Genomic DNA, 1,373 nt, shown 5'->3' with positions numbered 1-1,373 from the left:
AGAAAAACGGTGTGTGAGGGTCCGGCCTGATCCGAAAGGAGACGGCCGTGACCGACTTCACGACAGACAGGACAGAGGAGATGATCGATCCCGTGACGGGAGAGATCATCGATCAGAAGGACCTCGCCGAGCGGCTGCTGGCCCAGGCGAAGGAGCAAGGCGTGAGCCTGGTCGGCCCGGGCGGGCTGCTGAACCAGCTGACGAAGAACGTCCTGGAAACCGCCCTGGAAGCCGAACTGACCGAACACCTGGGCCACGACCACGGGCAGACCCCGATCGCGGCCAACATGCGCAACGGGACCCGAGTGAAGACCGTGCTGACCGAGATCGGCCCCGTCGAGATCGAGGTGCCTCGGGACCGGGACGGGTCCTTCGAGCCGGTGATCGTGCCCAAGCGCAAGCGGCGCCTGGACGGGATCGATCAGATCGTCCTCTCCCTGTCGGCCCGCGGGCTGACCACCGGGGAGATCGCGGCGCACTTCGAGGAGGTCTACGGGGCCAGGGTCTCCAAGGACACCATCAGCCGGATCACCGAGAAGGTCGCCGGCGAGCTGGCCGAGTGGTCTTCGCGCCCCCTGGACCCGCTCTACCCGGTGCTCTTCGTCGACGCGATCGTGGTCAAAGTCCGCGACGGGCAGGTGCGCAACACCCCGTTCTACGTCGTCATGGGCGTCACCGTGCACGGGGAACGCGACATCCTCGGGATCTGGGCCGGTGACGGCGCCGAGGGCGCCCGGTTCTGGCTGCAGGTCTTCTCCGAGCTGAAGAATCGGGGCGTCGAGGACGTGCTCATCGCCGTCTGTGACGGACTCAAGGGCCTGCCGGAGGCGATCAACACCACCTGGACGCAGACGGTGGTTCAGCAGTGCATCGTGCACCTGATCCGCAACAGCTTCCGCTACGCCGGCCGCCAACACCGCGACGGGATCGCCAAGGCGCTCAAGCCGGTCTACACGGCCCCGTCCGAGGCCGCGGCGAAGGACCGGTTCACCGAGTTCAAAGCCGAGTGGGGCCAGCGGTATCCGGCGATCGTGCAGCTGTGGGAGAGCTCCTGGGCGGAATTCGTGCCGTTCCTGGAGTACGACGTGGAGATCCGCCGGGTGATCTGCACGACGAACGCGATCGAGTCGATCAACGCCCGTTACCGGCGGGCGGTGCGGGCGCGCGGGCACTTCCCGAATGAGGCTGCTGCGCTGAAGTGCCTCTACCTCGTCACCAGATCTCTTGATCCGAGCGGTGGCGGTAGAGCACGCTGGGTGATGAGGTGGAAGCCGGCGCTGAACGCGTTCGCGATCACCTTCGCCGGACGGTTCGAGAGAACCACTCACTGATGAGAACCGCCGGGCCCCACACACCGTTTATCGGACAGTCCC

1 protein-coding gene is annotated in these 1,373 nt (G+C 66.3%); it reads left to right on the top strand.

The window, feature by feature from the left end:
• Positions 1-80 precede the first annotated feature (80 nt).
• Entirely contained in the window at positions 81-1,331 is a 1,251-nt protein-coding gene (locus RF637_RS13775) for an IS256 family transposase (RefSeq protein ID WP_368845123.1), read from the top strand.
• Positions 1,332-1,373 lie beyond the last annotated feature (42 nt).

It is taken from the genome of Kocuria sp. CPCC 204721 (assembly GCF_040980945.1).
Lineage (GTDB): Bacteria > Actinomycetota > Actinomycetes > Actinomycetales > Micrococcaceae > Kocuria > Kocuria marina.
Note: the sequence above shows the minus strand (reverse complement) of the source record. Positions and strands in the feature narration are given on the sequence as shown.

Bases quoted from the DNA above. Each gene is read 5' to 3' on its own strand.
- RF637_RS13775 (WP_368845123.1), top strand. From the start codon at position 81: ATGATCGATCCCGTGACGGGAGAGATCATCGATCAGAAGGACCTCGCC.